13 protein-coding genes and 2 tRNA genes are annotated in these 16,284 nt (G+C 51.7%); 8 read left to right on the top strand and 7 right to left on the bottom strand.

Annotated elements, in window-relative coordinates; genetic code table 11:
* From Q0499_RS15885 to Q0499_RS15895, 3 genes are all read right to left on the bottom strand, one after another.
* Window positions 1-76, bottom strand: a tRNA-Asn gene (locus Q0499_RS15885).
* A gap of 15 nt (window positions 77-91) precedes the next feature.
* A tRNA-Ser gene (locus Q0499_RS15890) sits at window positions 92-182 on the bottom strand.
* Window positions 183-296: 114 nt separating this feature from the next.
* Window positions 297-1,364, bottom strand: a complete 1,068-nt coding sequence (locus tag Q0499_RS15895; protein ID WP_299201178.1) for an AraC family transcriptional regulator — start codon at window positions 1,362-1,364, stop codon at window positions 297-299.
* Window positions 1,365-1,664: 300 nt separating this feature from the next.
* On the opposite strand from Q0499_RS15895, the gene Q0499_RS15900 reads away from it, so the two are divergent.
* Window positions 1,665-3,473 carry a DUF1302 domain-containing protein gene (locus Q0499_RS15900; protein WP_299201068.1) on the top strand — a complete coding sequence of 603 codons (1,809 nt, stop codon included), beginning with the start codon at window positions 1,665-1,667 and terminating at the stop codon, window positions 3,471-3,473.
* A 25-nt stretch (window positions 3,474-3,498) separates the two neighbouring features.
* Complete coding sequence (locus Q0499_RS15905; protein WP_299201071.1) at window positions 3,499-4,851, top strand: DUF1329 domain-containing protein; 1,353 nt, start codon at window positions 3,499-3,501, stop codon at window positions 4,849-4,851.
* A 95-nt stretch (window positions 4,852-4,946) separates the two neighbouring features.
* On the opposite strand, the gene Q0499_RS15910 is transcribed toward Q0499_RS15905, so the two are convergent.
* Window positions 4,947-5,165: a hypothetical protein gene (locus tag Q0499_RS15910; protein ID WP_299201074.1), complete on the bottom strand. Its 219-nt coding sequence runs from the start codon at window positions 5,163-5,165 to the stop codon at window positions 4,947-4,949.
* 279 nt (window positions 5,166-5,444) lie between these two features.
* On the opposite strand from Q0499_RS15910, the gene Q0499_RS15915 reads away from it, so the two are divergent.
* From Q0499_RS15915 to Q0499_RS15930, 4 genes are all read left to right on the top strand, one after another.
* Window positions 5,445-6,191 (top strand): fused MFS/spermidine synthase, encoded by a 747-nt coding sequence (locus Q0499_RS15915; RefSeq protein ID WP_299201180.1) that lies wholly within the window; start codon window positions 5,445-5,447, stop codon window positions 6,189-6,191.
* Window positions 6,192-6,304: 113 nt separating this feature from the next.
* Window positions 6,305-6,817, top strand: coding sequence for an S-ribosylhomocysteine lyase (gene luxS / locus Q0499_RS15920; RefSeq protein WP_299201077.1), 513 nt, complete (start codon window positions 6,305-6,307; stop codon window positions 6,815-6,817).
* Window positions 6,818-6,896: 79 nt separating this feature from the next.
* Window positions 6,897-7,733, top strand: a complete 837-nt coding sequence (locus Q0499_RS15925; RefSeq protein WP_299201080.1) for a S1-like domain-containing RNA-binding protein — start codon at window positions 6,897-6,899, stop codon at window positions 7,731-7,733.
* Window positions 7,734-7,823: 90 nt separating this feature from the next.
* Window positions 7,824-8,894: a hypothetical protein gene (locus Q0499_RS15930; RefSeq protein ID WP_299201083.1), complete on the top strand. Its 1,071-nt coding sequence runs from the start codon at window positions 7,824-7,826 to the stop codon at window positions 8,892-8,894.
* A 128-nt stretch (window positions 8,895-9,022) separates the two neighbouring features.
* On the opposite strand, the gene Q0499_RS15935 is transcribed toward Q0499_RS15930, so the two are convergent.
* Complete coding sequence (locus tag Q0499_RS15935; protein WP_299201086.1) at window positions 9,023-10,093, bottom strand: succinylglutamate desuccinylase/aspartoacylase family protein; 1,071 nt, start codon at window positions 10,091-10,093, stop codon at window positions 9,023-9,025.
* A complete protein-coding gene (locus tag Q0499_RS15940; RefSeq protein ID WP_299201088.1) occupies window positions 10,093-11,595 on the bottom strand; it encodes a glutamate--cysteine ligase in 1,503 nt (500 codons plus the stop codon). The genes Q0499_RS15935 and Q0499_RS15940 overlap by 1 nt, the downstream gene beginning before the upstream one ends.
* Before the next feature lie 377 nt (window positions 11,596-11,972).
* Here Q0499_RS15940 and selD point away from each other — a divergent pair, with 377 nt between their 5' ends.
* The gene (gene selD / locus Q0499_RS15945) at window positions 11,973-14,204 is read left to right on the top strand and encodes a selenide, water dikinase SelD (protein ID WP_299201091.1); all 2,232 of its coding nucleotides are present in this window, start codon (window positions 11,973-11,975) and stop codon (window positions 14,202-14,204) included.
* Window positions 14,205-14,263: 59 nt separating this feature from the next.
* Here selD and Q0499_RS15950 read toward each other — a convergent pair whose 3' ends face one another.
* Window positions 14,264-14,956, bottom strand: a complete 693-nt coding sequence (locus Q0499_RS15950) for a PilZ domain-containing protein (protein ID WP_299201094.1) — start codon at window positions 14,954-14,956, stop codon at window positions 14,264-14,266.
* 154 nt (window positions 14,957-15,110) lie between these two features.
* Between Q0499_RS15950 and msrB the strand changes: the two genes are divergently transcribed.
* Window positions 15,111-16,277, top strand: a complete 1,167-nt coding sequence (gene msrB / locus Q0499_RS15955; RefSeq protein WP_299201097.1) for a peptide-methionine (R)-S-oxide reductase MsrB — start codon at window positions 15,111-15,113, stop codon at window positions 16,275-16,277.
* The last annotated feature ends 7 nt before the right edge of the window (window positions 16,278-16,284 follow it).

Here is a 16,284-nt window from a genome sequence, read left to right on the forward strand (position 1 = left end):
TGGCTCCTCGAGCTGGACTCGAACCAGCGACCAATAGATTAACAGTCTACTGCTCTACCAACTGAGCTATCGAGGAACAACGTTCTCACTGTGGCGGAGGGGCAGGGATTCGAACCCTGGGAGGGCTATCAACCCTCGCTGGTTTTCAAGACCAGTGCTTTCGACCACTCAGCCACCCCTCCAGTGAGGTCGCGTATATTAAAGGATTCCGCGTTTGTGTCAATACTTTAAAAGGGAAAAAATTAATTTTTTGTAGAAATTCCCCAGATCGGTATGCTGATAAATACTCACACCCATCAGTTCATTCCCAGGCTGTACTTCTCACCGTAGGTTTCACTACGGCGGTATTCCCCCGGCGTCATGCCGGTCCACTTTTTGAAAGAGCGGAAAAACGCCGAGGGTTCATCAAAGCCCATCAACGCCGCCACATCATTAATCGATAACTGTGGCGAGTCCATATAGTTGATCGCCGCTTTCTTACGACAGTCATCTTTAATTTTCTGATAGGAACTGTTTTCTTCTGCCAGACGGCGCCGCAGCGTAGAGACCGACATATTCAGTTTAAAGGCGACCTCTTCCGCTCCGGGTAGCTCGCGACTGAAATCTTTCCCCAGCATCGCCTTCACCTGAGAACGCAGACTCTGATCGTTGTCCACCATCACAATCAGCTGAAACGGTGCGGTTTGCAAAAACCCCCGCAAACTCTCATCGTTCTGAATGATCGGATAATCCAGATAACGGGCGGGGAAAACGATCGCGTTATCGTGCTGATCGAATTTTATCTCCGACTGAAACAGAGTCTCATAATGGTAGCTGTCCTCCTGCCTGGGAAAGGTGAAGTAGGCCGCTTTCAGATCCAGCCGGGAGCCGATCAACCAACTGATAAAGTGGTGCCACATAGACAGCCCTGTGCGCACAACCCCGGGGGCTTCATGCTCAAGCATCTCTCGCACCTCTTCTGCCGGCACCGAACTCACCGGTGCAAACGAGAGTTTGGCATAACGACCTTTGCGAATCAGATAGGGCTTAACCTTTGTCCCCCGACAGATCTCGTAAAAAGCGCTGCAGCGATAGATCGCCCGCTCCAGGGTGGTGCAATGAATAATCGCATGACACATCATCCGGAAGGTACCGTTCGGCACCCGGCCACCGGATACCATGCCAAAAGACTCATCCTGCGCAGTCCACATTATCCGCTGATACAACTGACCGAATTTGACAGCAGAAAACTCCGTTCGCTGCTCTATTTCGGTCGGATCAATACCCACCTCTGCCAACAGTTCTTCCAGGTTATAGCCCTGTTTCTCGACCTGCGAGAACAGGTATCTTACATATCCTGTTGGCACGGTGATGGTCTTTTCCATCATAATTGCTCTACTTCGCTAGTGTTATTGTCATTTTTATCTGTAAAAAACTATTCTCTTAACTTATATCATTAAAAATCAAAAAAACAGCTGCGACAATTTTTGTCAGTAAAAATGACAGCTATTGTTATTGTGGACATAGCGGCAGATAACCGATTATCTAATCTGCCTTAATTTCAAATAACGAGTGCCTTCGTCTGTTAGCAGAGCCTGCCAGCAGATCAACAGGCAGGCAGCACCCGGCCAAGCCGGCTGAAGCCGAACAAACAAAAATAACAAGTTACCGAGAAGGTGAACTAAATGGCAAAGAGATCGATACGGACGTCAGCATCCTGGCGCACCGCTCCTGTACGCAATAAACTTGCGCAAAGCGTAACCCTTGCACTGCTGACAGCCTCAATCGCTGCTCCCGCTAACGCGGTAGAATTTAATCTTGGTGAGATCGAAGGACGATTTGATTCGCAGCTGTCCATTGGCTCGAGCTGGCGAATGAGTGATGCCAATAGCGATCTGATTTCTGCACCTAATGGTGGCACCGGACTAGGAGGTGGCAGTTTTGATGATGGTACTCAGAACTACGCCAAAGGCGATGCATTTTCGACTGTGTTTAAAGGTGTTCATGACCTTCAGCTGAGTAAAGACAATGTCGGTATCTTTATGCGCGGAAAGTACTGGTATGATTATGCCCAGAGTGAAGGCAACGCAAATCACGGGCATATTCCCAATGGCTACGCCTCCAACAGCCAGTTGGATGATAGTGGTTTTAATGACTACGCCAAGTTCTCCGGTGCTGAAATCCTGGATGCCTACGTTTTCGGTTCATTTGATATCAATGACAAACCACTTGATATTCGTCTCGGCCGTCAGGTCGTAAACTGGGGAGAGAGCACCTTTATTCAGGGCGGTATCAATGTTATCAACCCGTTTGATGTCAGCGCCTTCCGCCGGGCTGGAGCTGAGATAAAAGAGGGGCTGCTACCGGTTAACATGGCCTTTGCGTCCTTTGGACTAACCGATAACCTAAGCGTTGAAGGTTTCTATCAGCTGGAGTGGGAAAAAACGGTAACCGAAGGCTGTGGTACGTATTTCTCAACTGCAGATATTAGTTCTGAGGGTTGTGATGGAATTCGGGTAGCACCTACTAATCCGCTGCACCCTTTATACGGTCTTAGTAGTTTGAATGACCAGGTTTACTATAATAACTTCAGCAGCCGGGTTGTTTTTCGTTCAAACGAAGGAATCAGAGAAGCTGATGATGGCGGGCAATTCGGTCTGGCCTTCCGCTACTTTGCAGAAGAGCTGAACAGTACTGAGTTCGGTTTATATTTTGCCAAGTACCATAGCCGCCTTCCTTTGATCAGTGGCGTTAATACTACAAGCCTGAACCCCTTTGCTTCTCAATATTTTATTGAATATCCAGAAGACACAAAAATGGTCGGCATTAGCTTTAGCTCTAATATCGGAGATGTTGCCTGGTCTGGAGAGATCAGTCATAAACAAGATGTCCCTATACAACTAAACGGCGCAATGCTGGTTGGCGCAATATTGACAGGAGGTGCAGACCCAAGCAACCCAGCCAGCAGCAGAGTCAGTGCAGCAGGTGCTGGTGGAGAAGTCAGTGGTTACGATATGTTTGATGTAACGCAAGTACAAACAACCTTTATCAAATATATCGACCAGGTCATGGGAGCCAGCCGCATGGCGTTGATTGGCGAGTTGGGCTGGACCCATATTCACGATCTGGATGAGAACGCCTCTGCTATAAAATATGGCCGCAACAGTGTCTTTGGCTTTTCTAATAACGACACGGATGGCTTTGTAACTCAGGACTCTTTCGGCTATGTTGTTCGTGCAAACCTGTCTTACTCTGATGTTTTTGCCGGTGTTAATCTGAAGCCCGAGATCAGCCTTAAACAAGGCATTGATGGTAATGGCCCTGAACCGGGAGCTGCTTTCCGCGAAGGAGAATCTTCAGCAACTTTAAGTCTCACCGCGGACTACCTGAATCAATACCAGGTACAACTGGGCTACACCAGCTTCTTTGGTGGTGATTATAATGCGATTGATGATCGTGATTATCTATCGCTCAGCGCTTCAGCTTCTTTCTAAGAGTTAAGGATTACAGGAGAACATTATGAATTACAGATCGACCGCCCTGATCCTTGGCTCAGCCCTGGGATTAAGTTTTAGCCTGCAGACACTGGCTGCTGTGTCAGATGCCGAAGCCGCCAAGCTGGGTGCATCATTAACCCCGATGGGGGCCGAGATGGCCGGCAATGCAGATGGCACCATCCCCGCCTGGAAGGGTGGCATGGTTGCTGGTGGAGAACGTTTTAAAGACCCCTATGCCGGTGAGCAGCCTTTAATAACAATTACGGCTCAGAACGCGGCAGAGTATAAGCAACACATGACACCGGGCCAGCTGGCACTGTTTGCTAAATACCCTGACACCTTCCGGATGAATATCTATCCAACCCATCGCAGTGCCTCCCTGCCCCAGTCGCAGTATGACAACGCCCGTCAGAATGCGGTGAAATCAGAACTGGTAGACAACGGCAACGGACTCAGTGCGAATACCCTTGAGGGGATCCCCTTCCCGATCCCGCAAAATGGCCTCGAAGTTATCTGGAACCATATGTCCCGCTACCGTGGCGGCGCACTTGAGCGGACGTTTGTTCAGGTGCCGGTGCATGAGAATGGTAACTTTGTACCGGTCAAAATCACCGAGAAGATGTCCTGGCCCAGCTACCTGAAAGAGGGACGTACCGAGCAGGATGATAATATTCTGTTTTACTTCGTTCAGGAGATTCAGGCACCCGCCCGTCTAACCGGTAATGTGTTGCTGGTACATGAAGCACAGAACCAGATCGCCAAGCCTCGTCAGGCATGGATCTACAATGCCGGACAACGCAGGGTACGCCGCGCACCACAGATCGCCTATGATGCACCGGGAACCGCCTCCGATGGCCAGCGTACCTCTGACAATCTGGATATGTTCAACGGTGCGCCTGATCTGTATGACTGGACGCTGGCAGGTAAAGAGGAGATCTATATCCCCTACAACAGCTATAAGCTGGCTGACCGCAACCTGAAATACAGCGATATTCTGCAGAAAGGACATATGAACCCTGACTACAGCCGGTATGAGTTGCATCGGGTATGGAAAGTAGAAGCCACCCTGAAAGAGGGCGCCCGGCATGTTTATGCTAAACGGGTTTTCTATATTGATGAAGATACCTGGCAGGCAGCCGTTGTCGACCACTATGACGGTCGCGGCCAGTTGTGGCGTGTCGGGGAAGCCCATCAGATGCAGTATCAGGATGCACAGGTGCCATGGTTAACCGCTGAAACACTCTACGATCTGCAATCCGGACGTTATCTGGTCGGTAGCCTGACCAATGAGGAAGGTGATGGGTTCGACTTTAATGCCCGCTTCAAGCATAGCGACTTTACGCCGCAGGCGATCCGCCGGATGGGCATCCGTTAAACGTAATTCCTGACGAGTTAAAAATCCTCGTGCGTTAAAATAAAAGAAGGAGCCTGTGGCTCCTTCTTTTTTACACTTCTAACGTATCTGAATGCCTAACCGTGACGATGCATAACGCGCGCCTGAACCGCAGAGGCCGTTCGTGCCCCCTGCTGCCAGGCCGCCAGGGCCTCTTCACAGCCACTGCACACTCCGACATTCAGTTCCCGATCAACAATAATCCAGGTACATTTTCCATAATCCGTGTCGCAGCTATGATGATCATCACAACCACAACCGATACAATGCGCCAGCACTAACTGACTTTGCTTCATGAGTGTCTCCCACTTTTTTGTTTTTATCTTTACTGCAGGGAGATAATGATAGGCTAAATATGTCTGACTTGCCGTTCTACTAAATAGTTATTCTGAATGAAAAAACATCAACGAATGAGATAATAGTTGCGCAGGTTTACACTTCAGCCTAAAAACACTGACACAGATCAATGTCCGCACTGCGGTGCAACATCGATTCCTGAGAGCCAATCAGAAAACTATCGACCGTCAATCCGTAAACCGTTTTAAAACTTTTTTGGAGAGCATCTGTTGAACGCTATGCAGGGAACCGAGATCGCCCGTAATTTTGATGAGTACGGTCCTATTTACGTTTACGATGACGGCCCCTATCGCTACATGAGTTTTGGCTCCGGGGGGGAACAGAGTCGTATTGAGCGCAGTCGCCCGGAATACCCGGTCTATCAATATCTGCAGGCGATGTTGCTGGGGCTGTTATACCAACCCGACCCGCAACGGGCGCTGATGCTGGGTCTGGGCGGTGGCTCACTGGTGCACGCACTGCTGAGTTATTCTGACAACCTGCAGATCAGTGTGGCTGAATTGAGACCGCAGGTACTGGCGACGGCCAGTGAGCATTTTTTGTTACCGGATACCGGACGACTGACCATCACCATCAGTGATGCCCTGGAATACCTCTGCAAAGAGACAACAGCCTCCGACCTGATCTTTACCGATCTGTTCAGCGATGCCGGGATGCAGCACCTGCAGTTACAGCAAGAGTATCTGCAACAGTGCTTTCGTCTGCTGACAGATCAGGGAGTACTGGTGTTGAATCTCTGGGATGAGGGTCATGGTTATCATCCCCTGGCCAGCCAGCAACTCTCGGACCTGTTCGGCGACAACTGGCTCTGCTGCACAGTCGACAGCGGCAACCTGATCGCCTTTGCATTTAAGAGCGGCAAGCCTGAGTCCAACCCCAGAGCGCTGTTAAACGGCGCTAAAAAGTTAGAAAAGCGGTTGGGGTTTCCTGCCCGTAAGCTGCTCAACCGGTTGCGTGAAATCTGAGTGAGGCAGGATTGAAAAGAAATCCTGCCTAAGGGTTAATTTCCCAGCCTAATACTGGGATAATCTGCACCTATACTATGTGTTATTCCCTGTTATTGCCGAGAGATTCAGCCATGCCTCTGTTAGATAGCTTTACTGTTGATCATACCCGCATGAATGCACCAGCGGTTCGCGTTGCCAAGAAAATGACCACCCCCGGTGGCGATACCATTACGGTATTTGATCTGCGCTTCTGCCGCCCGAACGAAGAGATCCTGAGCGAAAAAGGGATTCACACCCTTGAACACCTGTTCGCCGGTTTCATGCGTGATCACCTCAACGGCAACGGCGTTGAGATTATCGATATCTCGCCGATGGGTTGCCGTACCGGTTTCTACATGAGCCTGATCGGTTCACCGGAAGAGCAGAATGTCGCAGGCGCCTGGCTGGAAGCGATGGATGATGTACTGCAGGTTGAACAGCAAAACCAGATTCCTGAACTGAACGAATATCAGTGCGGCACCTACAACATGCACTCCCTGGCTGAAGCAAAAGCGATTGCTGAAAATATCCGTGGACGCGGCGTTGGTATTAACAGCAATGATGAGCTGAAACTTGATCCTGAATTTCTGCAGTCTCACTCCTGATTTAACGCAGATTTCTGATCCGGAAACGGAGCCTGGCAAAGCCCGCTCCGTTGTTATTTTTTAAGAGGCAAAGACCCCCATGGCAATGATCGGCCGGTTCAACAATCTGGAAGTAACCAAACAAGTTAAATTCGGCGTTTATCTTGATGGCGAAGAGCTCGGCGAAATTCTGCTGCCCCAGCGTTACGTGCCTGAAAACACTCAACCAGGTGACCGGCTGGAGGTGTTTATCTACCGTGACTCTGATGACCTGCTGATCGCCACCACTGAAACACCAAAAGCGCAGATCGGTGAATTTGCCTGCCTCAAAGTGATCGATCTGAACCGCACCGGCGCGTTCTTCGACTGGGGACTGTCAAAAGATCTGCTGGTACCCTTCAGTGAGCAGAAAAAAACCGTTGAGAAAGATCAGGAACAGATCGTCTATCTCTATCTGGATCAGGAAACCGACCGCATTGCCGGTTCCACAAAACTGAACAAGTTTCTCGATAACTATCCTCACAGCTACGAGAAGGGTCAGCAGGTTGACCTGATCATCGAAGAGCACACCCATATCGGCTATAAGGCGATCATCAACGGCCAGCACTGGGGCGTGATCTACGACGATGATCTGTTCAAGCCGGTGCGTTATGGTCAGCGCATGAAAGGTTTTATCAAACTGGTTCGCCCGGATGGCAAGATCAACCTGAGCCTGCAACAGCTGGGCTATGGCAAGACCGATGATCTGGGCAAGCGGATTCTGCATCTGTTGGAAGATCATGATGGCTATATCGCGGCGAATGATAAAACCTCTCCGGAAGAGATCAAACGGCTGTTCAGCTGCAGTAAGAAAGCCTTTAAGTTGTCTATCGGACGTCTCTATAAAGAGCGTAAATTAGCCATTGAAGAGAGCGGCATCCGCCTGCTGACAAAGTAGGAATATAGCAGAGGCCGTAGCGCTTACCTCTTACAAAATACAGGAAAACCCTGATAAGATAGCCCTCACCTTATTTAAAGAGAGTGCGCTATGACCCAGGCCCTGATTATTGCCTCCGCAAAAACCGTCGATGACAGTGGCTCACTGAAGCACTGCCTCGCACTGGAAGCCACCCTGCATCAGCAGGGTGTCCGCTTTATCGAACTGGTCATCGACCCTCTCAGCACCCCCTGGCACAGCGAACTGGAACAACATCACTACCGCAGCGGCTGCGGCCCGATTGAAGCACTGGCGGACGCCCGACAGCTGATTAGCAGCGGCGTAGCCGATGCCGTAGTGATCAGCGGTAAAGATATGTTGCGCACCGGCTATGAGCGCCAGCAACGGCTTGACCTGATGGCGATCTATGGCGACAACTATCCACTCACCGCGGCCTATAACGAACTGGCAGAACAGTTTATCCACCGCCACGGTGCCGATGACAAACTATTTCAACAACTGGCTCATCATCTGTTCGAAAACTATAAGTGCAGTTACCGCAATGTGGTATCAGAACGTCTGTCAGCCGAACAACTGCCGGATGAACGCTGGTATAACCATATTACGCCACTCTTCAGAGGCGTTGACTGCGCCAACCCCCTGATCGATTTCTCCGGCCGTTTACTGATCAGCAGTCAGGAAGTAGCACAGCAATTATCCGTACCAACCAAGGAATGCCTGGAGATCGCGGGGGTGGGACTGGGCTTTCTCCCCGGTGATGGTCAGCAACATGTCGAGGATATTGTGAGCTACGCCCACCTTGAGACCGCCTACCACACGGCTTGTGAACAGGCAAATACCGACTTCGCCCAACAGTTTCGCAACGGTGATGCGCTGCTGGAGGTCTACACCTGCTATCCGGTGGTGCCAATCGCATTCTTGCTGACCAGCGGACTGGTGGACCTGTTAGAACAGGTGCCCGCTTTTCTCGAACAGCATCTGATCACGATCACCGGAGGGATGAACCTGGCGAAAGGCCCATGGAACAACCCCGCCCTTAACAGCCTGATCGAAATGCACCAGCAACTCACTGCCAGCCCCGACCATCACCTGGGCGCAGTTCATGGTAATGGCGGACTGGGTTATAAACAGGGTGTTGCGCTACTCAAAACGTTATCCTGAAGCGGTCACAAACCACCGGTAAAGTTACCCACAGAATCTGTGTATAACCTCTGGGGAAAACTATGCATAACCCCCGCATAGATTCTCCTACGCCCGCCAACAGGGGCTTTCAGGTTGTTGCGTAGATTCTATTCAAAGGGTAACTTAGTCGCTTTATCAATCACCTGATTGAGTTCAATATCGGCGCAGGCATAGAGCAGACAGTCACTGATGGCGATGGCCGGATTCGTGGTGATCATAAACAGCTTCAATTGTTGGGCAGAATACAAACCCGCCCCCCGACTTAAAAAATAGTGCGGCATAACCGCCTCCCCCTGAGCACTTTGCACCCTGAAAACCGACATACCCCGCGGGCCTAACCAGCCCAGTCGGGTCAGTGCCGGGATCACGCCAAAATTAAACTTTTCCACATCAAAAGGTACGGTCAGATCCGCACCCGCGACCGGCTGCTCCGCAAACGCGATGTGGCAATCAGCGGATAACTGCAAGCGTACTGCATCCCGGTAGAGATCCATCACCAGCCCTTCTGCTGGCTGCAACACATCCGTATTAAACAGATAGCGCTGTAACCCCTCCTCTGCCAGTTGATCTGCTTGCGGTTGTTTTGCGCCGCCACACTCGATCGTCACCACCGGCAAGTGCTCACTACTCAGCTCCATCAGCGCCCCTAAACGTAGCTCTGTGACAATCATTCGCCGGGTAAACAGTGAAACCAGGGCTTCATGTACCGGGCTTTCACAGGTTACCACGCCAAACCCGGGGCTCATGCCGGAGGTGTTATGGATATCCAGCAAAGCCTCAGGCTGATACTGCTGTAACAGTTCCATAAAATGCCGGGCGATATGCCCCTGATGGTCATCAAAAGGCGGGGAAAAACAGCGGTTCATATCCCGCTGTCCGGGGATCTGACGATGACAAAACAGCGTTTCATGCAACGCGGTCTGTACTGAGGCGATAAGGCAGATCAGTTTAACCGCAGGACGTTCACCGCTGCGCAGCCATTTAAGCAGTGCTTTAACGCCGGAGGGTTCATTGCCGTGCAACAGGGTAGCAACCGCCCGGCAACGACGGTTATCCCGGCCATCGACAACGATCAGAGTCGGGCCGCCAAGACGCCGGAGAAACTCACCCGTGTCCTCAGGAAGCGAACCGGGCTCGGGGTTATGCATAAACTGTATCGGCTGAGACTGCCGCTGCATCAGATATCCTCCCACTGTGCCACCGGGCGATTATTAGCGCAGTGCTCGATATAGTGTTCCAGCATCCGGCGCAGCGCCCGGCGTTTTACCAACTTGGCGGATAACCGCTCAAACTGGCGCAACTGCCAACAAGCACCATTGGTTTTCGCCTGCAGACGCTGGCGGATTATCCCCAGATAGTGATCCACCTCTGCTTCATCAATTCCAGCACCCCGTAACCCTTTATGGGCAGTGGGTAGCAAACTGGCAACGATATCCGCAACCGGAAGCCGGGTTGACTGCTCGCGGGGACCATTTGGCCACATCAACTGAGCCCTCATCCCAAACCGGGCCGCCTGATAAAAGTTATATTCCAGGGTTTTGAAAGGCAGCGCCGGAATGATCTCCTCGATGCGTGAACGCAACCCCTCAGCCAGACCGATCATCAGTGCCGCATTTGCCATCATATCGCAGGCGCTCGGGCCTGCGGGTAGCGAACGGATTTCGATACGCAGATGACCGCCGTCAGCGGGGTCATACACCGGGCGGTTCCAGGGCCATACCGTGCCTTGGTGCAACGTCAGTTCGAACAGGGAGGGATTCTCCCCCACCCCAGCCACCCTGCCTGCACGGTTATGACTTTTTTCACACACCGGCAAAATCGGTTTATGTAGGTATACCGCTTCAGCAAACAGCTCATGCACACCATTGCGCACCCAGCCATGGCCAAAACTTACCCGTTCAGCCTCGCCGGTTTTCACCGAACGGTGACTACTGCCATCAATCGCATGCTGAAACAACGGCACCCGGGTTTCATGCCAGAGTCGGTTACCCAGCAGGAACGGCGAGTTTGCCGAGATTGCCAGGACCAAGGGTGTCACCAGTTGGATCGCATTGAAACTGGCGGCAAACTGCTGTGGTGTTACCCGATAATGCATCTGCAGAGAGGTATTGGCGCCCTCCAGGGTCACATCCGAAGCTCGCAGGGAGATCGGATCTTCGCCATCAATTTTTATCGCGACTGTTTCGCCACGCATCTTTGCCAGTGCCTGGGTAAGCGCATGGTAACGGGACAGATCGGTCATCGCGTGCAAACCAAAATCTTTACGCTGCAATGTCGGCAGGATACCAATTGGCAGCACCCGGCCCTGATGGGCTTCTGCCAGTGTATTGAGCCGCGCCAATACTCTCAGAATCTCAGACTCTATATTTGAAAATGGGGTACCCGCCATCGCCACCGGGGTCAGATTGTACTCAAGGTTGTAGCGGTTCAGTTCCAGCGTCAGTTTTGGATCCCCCAGTTGTTGCTGTATTTCACTGTTGACCGGCAGCGGGCAGCCCGACTTATCAACAATATAGAGTTCCAGCTCAGCGCCAAGCGTTGCCGCACCCACACCAAAACCGGGCTTTTGCAGCAACTGAGCCAGCTCATCCAGATTAGCAAACAGCTTACGGGTGAAGCGCTCATAATCCTGCTGAGTGAAGTCAGACTTTTTAATCTCAAGTCCCATAATCTGATCCATTCCGGGTAACACCGTTACACTCAGTTAAGACGCAGGCCGATCATTCTTCAATATTAATACCCACTGAGACCGGTTTTTATCCCCGAATTCTGTGGATATCCTATGGGAAAACCTTTGTATAGCCCGTTATAACCCGGCTTAGAGCAGACCCCGCGCTGCCGATAAAAAGCGGTTCAGTTTATGAACAGCACACATGCGGCGGTCTGAAGCGTTACCTGAATGCCCAAAAGTAATACCAATAACCGAGGCGCAACCCCCTTTGCTGCGGTGCTGATAGCGGGCAACATTGACCGGATGCAATGACAGATAAGATTTTTCTTATTTAAAGATCATTATTCGCTAATATATAGCGAACTTTCCTAACAGGCTCACCCGTAATGCAACAGGATCTGACTCCGGCTAATAAACACCTTATCTTTATCGGAGGCGGTCACGCTCACGCGCTCGCCCTGCTGATGATGGCGATGAACAAGCCTGCAGGTGTGCGTATTACACTGATCTCTAATCTGGTTCAGACCCCTTACTCAGGCATGTTGCCCGGGCTGATTGCCGGACACTACAGCTTTGATCAGGTGCATATCGACCTGGGGCGTTTCTGTCGTTATGCGGGCATCGACTTTATCGAGGACACCGTAACCGGCATCGATCCTGTTGCGCGAACGGTGCAGTGCCTCAATCATCCGGCTTTCAGCTACGATCTGCTAAGTATCGACACCGGCTCGACACCGGACCTGAGCAGCATTCCCGGTGCCGCAGAGTTCACTATCGGTGTTAAGCCGGTAAAACAGCTGCTGGATTACTGGGAAGACCTGCAAAACCGTGTAATGCAGGGGGATGACCGTGTGGACTTTCATATTGGCACCGTCGGCGGAGGTGCCAGCGCAGTCGAAGTATTGCTGGCGATGCAATATAAACTTCACAAAATGCTCAGCAAAGAGCAGCGCCGTACCAGCCACCTGCACTTTCATATCATCTGCGGCCCGCAACAGATTCTCACCGGCCATAACAACCGGGTTATCAATCGCTATCTGCAGGTGCTGAAGCAGCGCAATATTGAGCTGCACACCAACTTTCGCGTCGATCAGGTGAAACAGGGCCGGGTGATCAGCGACTCAGGCGAGACCATCGAGCTGGACGAAATTATCTGGGCGACCTCCGCGACCGGTGCTGAATGGCCATCCCATGCCGGGCTTGAATGCTCGGATAATGGTTGTATTCGGGTCAATGACTATCTGCAATCGCTGTCTCACCCGGAGATATTTGCGGCCGGCGATATCGCCGAAATGATCAACTATCCGCGCCCCAAAGCCGGTGTATTTGCCGTGCGCCAGGGCGCACCACTATTGCATAACCTGCAGGCAGCGCTTGCCGAACAGCCCTTGACCCGCTTTAAACCGCAGAAACAGTTTCTCAGCCTGATCAGCACCGGAGATCGCTATGCGGTCGCCTCCCGTGGACCCTTCAGTTTCGCCGGAGCCTGGGTGTGGCGCTGGAAAGACCGTATTGATCAGAAATTTATGCAACGCTTCAGCGATCTCACCCAACTCCCGGGTCAGGTTCCCGGTGCAGAGCTGAAAATTGAAAACCCGGATATGCGCTGCGGTGGCTGTGGTGCGAAAGTGGGCCATAGTATTCTCAACCGGGTATTGAAACAGTTACCCGCGCCACCTAACGAAATTGAGATCGGCCTTAACCGCCCCGATGATGCCGCTGTGATTGACGTACCTGAAGGCAAGTTACTGGTGCAATCGGTTGATAGCTTTCGTCAACTGGTGAACGATGACTTTCTCTTTGGTCAGATCGCAGCAAACCACGCACTGGGAGATATCTTCGCTATGGGAGCCGAACCCCACAGTGCCCAGGCGATTGTCAGCCTGCCCCATGCCAGTGATGAGATTATTGAGCAGCGACTGCGCCATCTGTTACTCGGCGCGAGTAAAGTATTTACCGAGTGTGGTATTGGGTTAATCGGCGGCCATACCTCTGAAGGCACCGAACTGACACTGGGCTTCACCATCAACGGTCTGGCTGACCGTCGGCAACTGCTCACTAAACAGGGGCTGCAACCGGGCGACCGGTTAATCATCACCAAACCACTGGGCACCGGCACCCTGTTTGCCAGTGATATGCGTAGTCAGGCCCAGGGGCGCTGGATCAGCCAGGCGCTGCACCATATGCTGCAGTCCAACTATCAGGCCAGTCAAATATTCACCGCCGCAGGTGCGCACGCCTGCACCGACATCACCGGTTTTGGCCTGCTGGGGCACCTGCATGAGATGCTTGACGGTACCGACCTGGGTGCACGTTTGTGGCTGGAAAAACTGCCCGCCATGGATGGAGCGCTGGCCTGCCTGCGGGCAGGCTTATTCAGTTCACTGCATACTCAAAATCGCAAATTTGAACACTCACTGCTGAATCTGGATGAGTTTAATACCGACACTGCGATCGAGTTGCTATTCGATCCACAAACCGCAGGTGGCCTGCTGGCGGCGGTCAGTTCAGAAAAGGCGGACGACGTGGTGGCCGAGCTGCAGGCAGCGGGTTATACCGAAGCCTGCGCCATCGGCAGCGTCCGGCAAGAGGGTAACGACTCCGTCACGCTAATGTAAATAGACACGCTTTTAGCTGTACAGGTAAGTTTTATCGGGATTTTAAACGATCAGCGGCATCAAAAGTGATCGCTGATCGATTCCAGCTTCAGCGCGGTGATATAACGCAGAATGACATCCCGGTCAGCGGTAAACGCCAGACCAGACTGCTGATCGGGTACGGACAGCGACATCACCCGACAATGCACTTCAGAGGGTTGTTCATCGAATGGCAACTGCAGTTTAAGAATGCACTCCTGCTGCTCACTTCGGGCTTGTTGCAGGAGTTCCGGATCCTGCTCCTTAGTCAGCTTCAGCAAGCCCCCACTGGTGCTGAAATTAATCATGATGCCACTGATCGTAACCTCGCCAATCACCAGCTCAGAGGGAATCGCACAGGGATAGCGTGGCTCTTTGCGGAGCATACGCGACTGAATCTTTTTCGGGTACGTTGACATCAGCAGCCTGCCTCCCAGCAGAAACAGATCAACAACCTCCGTTTCAAACGCATACACCCGGCCATGAGAGATCATCCGCATCACCAGCTTACGCTTCTTGGTAAAGGTATCTCTGTAAGTCAGTTCATCAGTACCCATGCCACTTTTTTTCAATTGTGAAACAGCGGGTAAGCGGGTGACCAAAACTTTCCCCTCAATGCCGAAGAAGCGGGAGATATACTTAATACCACTGACAGTATCACTAACCTGAATAACACAACCTTGTTCAATAGCAGGGAATTCATCCAAAAGAACACTCTCATTATTACTCAGCATGAATACCCCTCTACTGCACAATTTATTTCCATAGAAATACTACATTGCCCCATCAGGGTCAAAAAGCATCTCACCATTTTGGTATTTTCAGGTTGATTTCATTGCCTGGCGGTAGGCTTAACCAATTCAGTGATATTGTTTGGAGAGATAACCGATGAAAACCAAGATAGCGGTGTTGTTAGTCGCCCTGACGGGTATTACCGTACTCAGTGTAACGGCAGGCACAGAAACAGTCGTTCGCGCCGACCTTCAGCAACAGGGGCTCAAAGTTGCTACCTTTGCCGGAGGGTGCTTCTGGTGTACAGAAGCGGGCTTTGAAAAACTCCCCGGTGTTAAAGATGCAGTCTCAGGCTATGCCGGTGGTCAGAAAGCGGACCCAACCTACAAGGAGGTCTCTTCAGGCAGCACCGGCCATACCGAAGTGGTTCAGGTGTATTATGACCCGAACATTATCAACTATGAGGGTTTGTTGCAGTCACTCTGGCGACAGATGGATCCTACGGATGGCAATGGTTCCTTTGTCGACCGGGGCAACCAATACCGTCCCGCGGTGTTCTATCACAATGAACAGCAACGTATGATCGCAGAAAAATCGATGCAGGAGCTGGCAGCGTCCGGACGCTATAGCAAACCCTTAGCGACCGAACTGACAAAGTTAACGGTGTTTTACCCGGCGGAAGATTACCATCAGGACTACTACAAACGTAATCCGCTGAGATACAAATACTACCGTTTTAACTCAGGCCGCGATCAGTATCTGGAAAAAACCTGGGGCGATGATCTGCATCCAGACTTCACCCAGTTCGGCCGTGGCCAAAAACAGGGGGCTAACGGTGAAGAGGCCAGTGCCGATGCAACAGAAACTGTGACGACTTACCGTCAGTTCAAAAAACCCTCCGATGCACAGCTGCGCAGCAAACTGACCGATCTGCAGTATCAGGTTACTCAGGAAGATGCCACCGAGCGAGCATTTCAGAATGAGTTCTGGAATGAGAAGCGGGAGGGGATCTACGTCGATATCGTCAGCGGCGAACCGCTGTTCTCGTCAAAGGACAAATATAAATCCGGCACCGGCTGGCCAAGCTTTACCCGGCCGATCACCTCCGAAGCGGTTGCTGAGCATAGCGATACTAAGTTCTTTATGACCCGCACCGAGGTGCGCAGCCGGTATGCTGACTCCCATCTGGGGCATCTGTTCAATGATGGTCCAAAACCTACCGGACTGCGCTACTGCATCAACTCGGCCTCATTGCGTTTTGTTCCCCGGGAACAGATGGCTGCTGAGGGATATGGCGAACTGCTCAGCCAGCTTGACAACTAATGCGATG

It is taken from the genome of uncultured Amphritea sp. (assembly GCF_937127095.1).
Lineage (GTDB): Bacteria > Pseudomonadota > Gammaproteobacteria > Pseudomonadales > Balneatricaceae > Amphritea.